Raw genomic sequence first — 6,405 nt, forward strand, 5'->3', positions numbered from 1 at the left:
TCGCCGGCGGCGCGCGTAAGCTGCCCGGGTGGCAGACAGCGCGTGGCGGTTCAGCGTCCTCGGCCCGGTCCGCGGCTGGGGACCGCACGGCGAGCTGGATCTGGGCTCGCCCCAGCAGCGCGAGCTGCTGGCCCTGCTGGTGCTGCGGCCCGGCCGGGCGGCCATGGCCGAGGAGCTGATCGAAGCCCTGTGGGGCTACGACACCGCCCCGAAAGGCGCGCTGAGCACCATCCGCACCTACGCCTCGCGCCTGCGCCGGGTGCTGGCCGTGGCCGAGGACCACGCCGACCCGATCAGCTCGGTGGCCGGCGGCTACGCCCTGAGCGTCGACCCGTCCGCGGTGGACGCGCTGGCCTTCGAAGCCGGGCACAGCGCGGCGGCCGGCCTGCGCGCCGCCGGCGACCTGGCCGGCGCCGCCCGCCGGCTGCACGAGGCCCTGGAGTTGTGGCAGGGCGAACCGCTGGCCGGGCTGACCGGCCCCTTCGCGACCGCCCAGCGCTCCCAGTGGTGTGAACGCCGCCTGGCCGCGCTGGAAGCCCGGATCGCGCTGGATCTGGAGGTCGGCCGGCATGCGGCGGTCACCGTCGAGCTGGCCGCCCTGGCCGCTGAGTTCCCTCTCCGGGAACGTTTCCGAGAGTTGCAGATGCTCGCGCTGAGCCGGAGCGGACGCAAGGCCGAAGCGCTGGCCGTCTACGACCAGACCCGCCGCACGCTCGCCGAGGAACTGGGCGTCGATCCGGGGCCGGACCTTCAGCTGCTGCACCGGCAGGTGATGGCCGGGCTCGACGGCCCCGATCCCGGCGGCGGCGGCGCCGCGGGCGGCACTCGGGGCGGCATCCGGGGCGAAGCCCAGACCGTCGTCGCGGCCGAGCCCGAGAATCCGGCCTCCGCCGCGCCGTCCTACCCCGACACCCCTTCGCAGGTCCCTGCCACTGCGGCGGCCCCCGCGCAACTCCCCGCCGACGTCGCCGACTTCACCGGCCGCGCCGCCTGGTCCGGCCAGCTCCTGGACCTGATCAAGCCCGGCGACGCGATGCCCCTGGCCGTGCTGTCCGGCATCGGCGGCACGGGCAAGTCGACGCTCGCGGTCCACACCGCGCACCTGGCCGCCGCCAGGTTCCCCGACGGCCAGCTGTTCGCGGCGCTGCGCGGTACGGACCGCGAACCGGCCGATCCCGGCGGCGTCCTCGGCGGCTTTCTCAGGGCCCTGGGAACCGATCCCGGCGCCGTGCCGAACACCGTGCAGGAGCGCACGGCGCTGTTCCGCAGCACTCTGGCCGGCCGGCGCGTGCTGATCGTGCTCGACGACGTCCGCGACGCCGCGCAGATCCGCCCCCTGCTGCCCGGCACGCCCGGCTGCGCGGTCCTGGCCACCAGCCGCTCCCGGCTCACCGGCGTGCCCGGAGCGCGCATGCTGGAACTCGGCGCCTTCCAGCCTGACGAAGCCCTCGCGCTGTTCAGGGCTGTCGCCGGAGCGGAGCGGGTGGCCGGGGACGAGGCGGCGGTGCGGCGGGCCGTGGCCGTGTGCGGGCATCTGCCGCTGGCCGTGCGGATCCTGGCCTCGCGGCTGGCCGCCCGGCCGCACTGGACCGCCGAGACGCTGGCCGGCCGGCTGTGTGACGAGGCCCGGCGGCTGGACGAGTTGCGGGCCGGGGATCTGGCCGTGGAGGCCACCTTCCGGCTCGGTTACGAGCAACTGCACGGGGAACAGGCGCGGGCCTTCCGGCTGCTGGCCGTGCCCGACGGCCCGGACATCGGCGTCGAGGCGGTCGCGGCCCTGCTGGACCGGACCGATCTGGAAGCCGAAGACCTCGTGGAGGAACTGGTCGACCTGTGCCTGGTCGAGTCGCCGAGCCCGGGCCGCTACCGGCTGCACGCGCTGCTGCGCATGTTCGCGCGGCGGTTGGGGGCCGAGATCGACGGCCCGGATGTGCCGCACACAGCACTGGACCGCTTAATCCGGCACTACCTGAGGGTCGCCGCCGCGGCGGCGAACGTGGCGAACCACTGCGCGGCCAACCTGGTCGGGCTGATCGCCGAGCCGACGCCCTCGGACGCCCCCGGCGATGCCGGGGCGTGCCTGGAGTGGGCTGAGCGGGAGCGGGAAGCCGCTTGTGCGGCGGCCACCCAGGCCTTGCTGAGCCGGCAGGGCGGCACGGTGGGCGACGACGGCCCGGTCCCGGCCTACCGTGCGACCGCCCCCACCGCCTCCGCCGCCTCGATCTCGATCGCCTCGACCTCGACCTCGACCTCGACCGCCTCGACCGACGACATCGATGTCGTGGACGCTGGTGCCGATCTCCTTTACTGGCTGGGCATCCTGTGCCAGTCCGGCCCCGGCGACCAGGATCTGGCCCGGCTGGCGGCGGTGGTCATCGACGAGGCCGACCGGGACGACAACCGCCGCGCGGAGGTCGTCGCCCGGTTCGAACTCGCGCACTCGCTGTCGCAGTCCTGGTTCCTGGCCGAGGCGCACATCCAGGCCGCGGCCGCGGTGGCGGCGGCCCGTGACCTGCCCGAGCCCGGCTACCTCCTGGAAGCGCTGTCGGTACTGGCCGCGAACCACTGGCGCGCCGGGCGTGACGAGGAATCCATGCGGGCCTCAGCCGAGGCGCTGCACCTGTTGGAACAGACCGACGCGGGCTGGGAGCAGTTGTCCGAGGCACAACTCAACCTCTCCCAGAGCCTGTGCCGCCTGCAACGGGCCGAGGAGGCGCGGGAGCTGGCCGAGCGCGGCCTGACGCTACGGCGCGCGTTCGGTGACGCCAGCTCCCTGGCCTACGGCCTGCACGCCTCCGGAATGGTGCTCCGCGAGGCTGGCTTCCCCGACCGCGCCGCCGCCTGCCACCGCGAGGCGTCCGACATCCACCGCAGCATCGGCCAGCAGCGCCGCCTGGGCTGGTCACGCCTGCGCCTGGCCGAAGCCCTCGCCGACCAGGGCGTGTACCACGAGGCGCTGGAGGCGGCCGGGCAGGCGGTGGAGATCCTGACCGAACTCGGCGACCGGCCGGGCCGGGGCCTGGCCCTGGCGCTGGCCGGCCGGATCCGCGACCGGCGCGGGGACGCCGCCGGGGCGCGCGCGGCCTGGCAGGACGCTTACGCGGTGTTCGAGGGGACGTCCTCGCCGGTCACGGTCGAGCTCCGCAAACTGCTCGGCCTCGACGCCGGACCGGGCGCCGTGGTCGCCGACAGCGGCGCCCCGGCCGGGCCCGAGCCGGCGGAAGGCCGCGGCGAGCAGTGGCCGGCGTGGATGCCGCGGCATCCGGTGCCGCCACGGGGGTCGGTGGTTGACGAGCGGGCGGCCGATTAGGCGCCGGCAGGCGGGCGCTTCGGCGACCGTCCTTCGCGACCGCCCCCGCTAGACGCCGGCCCCGGCAGGCGCTTCGGCGACCGCCTCGGCCAGCGCCGCGACCACCGCACGCGGCACGTCGACCGCCCCGAGCACGTCGTCGAGCTGCGCCACCGAGCTCACCCCGACGACCGGCACGATCGCCGGGTCGCCGGACAGCAGCCAGGCCAGCGCCAGCCGCGTGCGCGTCACCCCGGCCTCCTCGGCGATCCGCCACATGATCTCCAGCCGCCGTTGGTTCTCCGGGCTCTGATACTCCCGGGACAGCGGACGGTCCTCGCGGACCAGCGAGCCTTCCAGCAGCGTCGCGTACGCCATCATCGACAGCTCGCCGCCGCGCACCATGGCCAGCAGCTCGTCGTCGGCGGGCTCCTGCGGCGAGGTGAAGCTCGCCCCCGGCACCGCTCGCAGGTAGGCGTGCCGCTGCTGGACCGCCGTGTATCCGGGGACGCCTTGCGCCTCGGCGGCGGCGCGCGCCCGCTTCACGTGCGGCGTCGGGTGGTTCGAGACCCCGGCGACCGCCACCTTGCCCGCGCCGATCAGCTCGCCGAACGCGCCGGCGGTCTCGGCGAACGTCACGGACTTGTCCTCGATGTGCGCGAACAGCACCTCGACGTGGTCGGTCCCGAGCCGGGCCAAGCTGCCCTCCGCCGCCGCCCGGATCGCCGGTGCCGACAGCCCTTCGGCGTCGCGCGGCCAGGGTGCCGAGTACGCCGGGTCGGGCTGCGCGCCGACCTTGGTCGCGATCACCATCTCCGCGCGGCAGCCGCGGGCCGCCAGCCACCTGCCGAGCAGGTCCTCGCTCTCGTGGCCGGTGGCGCCGTCGACCCAGAACGCGTAGCAGTCCGCGGTGTCCAGGAAGGTGCCGCCGGCCTCGCGGAAGCGGTCCAGGATCGCGAACGAGGTCGGTTCGTCGATGGTCGTGCCCATCATCATGGCGCCGAGGGCGAGCGTGCTGACCTGAGGGCCGGCCGCGCCGCCGAATGTCGTGTACTCCATGGCGCCCCATCGTGGGATCTGGAGCGCGCTCCAGGTCAAGCCCTCCTACGATGGGGGTCATGACGGAGACCTACTCCCCGGCGCAGACTGTCGAAATGTCCGGATTCTCGCTCGACACCCTCCGCTACTACGAGCGGATCGGCCTGATCGAGCCGGTGCGGCGGGCCGCCGGCGGCCACCGCCGCTATTCCGACGACGACCTCGGCTGGCTGGACATGCTGCGCTGCCTGCGCGGCACCGGGATGCCGATCGCGCAGATGCACACCTTCGCCGAGCTGGTGCGGGACGGCGACGACACCATCGCCGACCGGCTGGCGCTGCTGGAGGAGCACGACGCCAACGTCGAGGCGGAGATGACGCGGCTGATCGAGTTGCAGCGGAAGGTGCGGGACAAGATCGCGTACTACCGGGGGGCTTTGGCCGAGCTGCCGGTGGAGTGTGTGCGCGATTGACGCGATGAGGACGTCGGTTTTCAGTGCGGCTGCTGGGATTTCCGCCTGAGGATTTCAGCCTTGCTGAGTCCCCAGAATCGATACGAAACCGACCATTTCGCCGGGATATCCGCCGAGATTGTGCGTCAACGCCAGCTCCCGCCGGCCGAACGTACTGATCCGCCGCTCTTCCGGCGCCTCGCCGCGCAGCTGGAGCCACGCCTCGTAGATCATGCGCAGGCCGGACGCGCCGACCGGGTGCCCGAAGGACTTCAGGCCGCCGTCGGGGTTGACCGGCAGGTCGCCGTCGAGGTCGAAGGCCCCGGCCAGGACGTCATGCCAGGCCTTGCCGCGTTCGCAGAAGCCCAGGTCCTCCATGAGAACCAGTTCGGTGGGGGTGAAGCAGTCGTGGACCTCGGCCATGGCCAGCTCGCGGCGCGGGTCGGTGAGGCCGGCCTGCCGGTAGGCGTCCTCGGCGGCGGCGACGATCTCGGGGAAGGTGGTGTAGTCATAGCCCGGGTCGCCCAGCGGCAGGCCGTTGCCCGCGACCAGTGACAGGGCTTTGATGTAGAGCGGCTTGTCGGTGTAGCGGTGGGCGTCCTCGGCCCGGACCACGATGGCCGCGGCGGCGCCGTCGGCCACCCCCGCGCAGTCGAACACCGACAGCTCGCCGGCCACCCGTGGCATCGCGAGCAGCTTCTCGACCGGCCATTCCTTGCGGAACTGGGCCTTGGGGTTGCGGGCGCCGTTGGCGTGGTTCTTGGCGGCGATGCGGGCCAGGACCTCGCGCATCTCCTGCGGGGGGACGCCGTACTTGGCCCCGTAGGCCGGGACGACCATCGAGAACATGGCGGCGGCGGTGACGGTGCGCGCGGTGCCGTCACCGGGGATGGGGAACGCGTTCAGGCCCTGGTAGCCGGAGTCCTTCACCTTCTCCACGCCGACGGCCATCGCCACGTCGTAGGCGCCGGAGGCGACGGCGTAGGCGGCCTGGCGTAAGGCTTCGGAGCCGGTGGCGCAGTAGTTCTCGACGCGGGTCACCGGCTTGTCGACCAGCTCCAGCGGACGGGCCAGGGTGATGCCGCTCATGCCGGACTGCGCGGTGCCGAGCCAGTAGGCGTCGATCTCCTCCTTGGCGAGCCCGGCCCCGGCGAAGGCCTCGCCGGTCGCGGAGAGCAGGAGCTCGTCGGCGCCGCTGTCCCAGTGCTCGGCGAAGCGGGTGCAGCCCATGCCGACGATCGCGACGCGGTCTTTGATGCCGTGCGAGGCCATCAGCGGTTCTCCTGTCCGGGCTGTTCAGGCTGTTCAGGCTGTTCAGGCGGCCGGGGCGGCCGGGGTTGCCGAGGCTGTTCGGGGCGGCGGATCGGGCGGGCTTTCCAGAAGTAGTTGTGAATGCCGTCGGCGGTGCTGAGGCGACGGAAGGTGGCCTCCACGCGCAGGCCGATCCCGACTTCGTCGGCGTCCACGTCGGTGAGCTCGATCGGCAGCCGGCCGCCGGCGTCGAAGTCGACGACCGCGAAGACGACCGGCGGGCTGGGGGAGTAGGCGAGGCGATCGACGGTGAAGGTGACGATGGTGCCTTCGGAGGCGGCCGTCGGGTGGGCGGTGGCGTCGAAGGGGGATGGG

The 6,405-nt window shown here is 73.6% G+C and carries 5 protein-coding genes; 2 read left to right on the forward strand and 3 right to left on the reverse strand.

Going from position 1 to position 6,405, the window contains the following annotated elements; genetic code table 11:
- Positions 1 to 28 precede the first annotated feature (28 nt).
- Complete coding sequence (locus KGQ19_RS18765) at positions 29 to 3,310, forward strand: AfsR/SARP family transcriptional regulator (protein ID WP_212010488.1); 3,282 nt, start codon at positions 29 to 31, stop codon at positions 3,308 to 3,310.
- 48 nt (positions 3,311 to 3,358) lie between these two features.
- On the opposite strand, the gene KGQ19_RS18770 is transcribed toward KGQ19_RS18765, so the two are convergent.
- A complete protein-coding gene (locus tag KGQ19_RS18770) occupies positions 3,359 to 4,348 on the reverse strand; it encodes an aldo/keto reductase (protein WP_212010489.1) in 990 nt (329 codons plus the stop codon).
- 59 nt (positions 4,349 to 4,407) lie between these two features.
- On the opposite strand from KGQ19_RS18770, the gene KGQ19_RS18775 reads away from it, so the two are divergent.
- The gene (locus KGQ19_RS18775) at positions 4,408 to 4,800 is read left to right on the forward strand and encodes a MerR family transcriptional regulator (RefSeq protein WP_230418906.1); all 393 of its coding nucleotides are present in this window, start codon (positions 4,408 to 4,410) and stop codon (positions 4,798 to 4,800) included.
- 54 nt (positions 4,801 to 4,854) lie between these two features.
- On the opposite strand, the gene KGQ19_RS18780 is transcribed toward KGQ19_RS18775, so the two are convergent.
- Positions 4,855 to 6,051 carry an acetyl-CoA acetyltransferase gene (locus KGQ19_RS18780; protein WP_212010491.1) on the reverse strand — a complete coding sequence of 399 codons (1,197 nt, stop codon included), beginning with the start codon at positions 6,049 to 6,051 and terminating at the stop codon, positions 4,855 to 4,857.
- Positions 6,051 to 6,405: Zn-ribbon domain-containing OB-fold protein (locus tag KGQ19_RS18785; RefSeq protein ID WP_212010492.1), on the reverse strand; the 355-nt coding region annotated here is incomplete at its 5' end. The genes KGQ19_RS18785 and KGQ19_RS18780, both read right to left, overlap by 1 nt.

Origin of the sequence: Catenulispora pinistramenti (assembly GCF_018274385.1) — a bacterium.
Lineage (GTDB): Bacteria > Actinomycetota > Actinomycetes > Streptomycetales > Catenulisporaceae > Catenulispora > Catenulispora pinistramenti.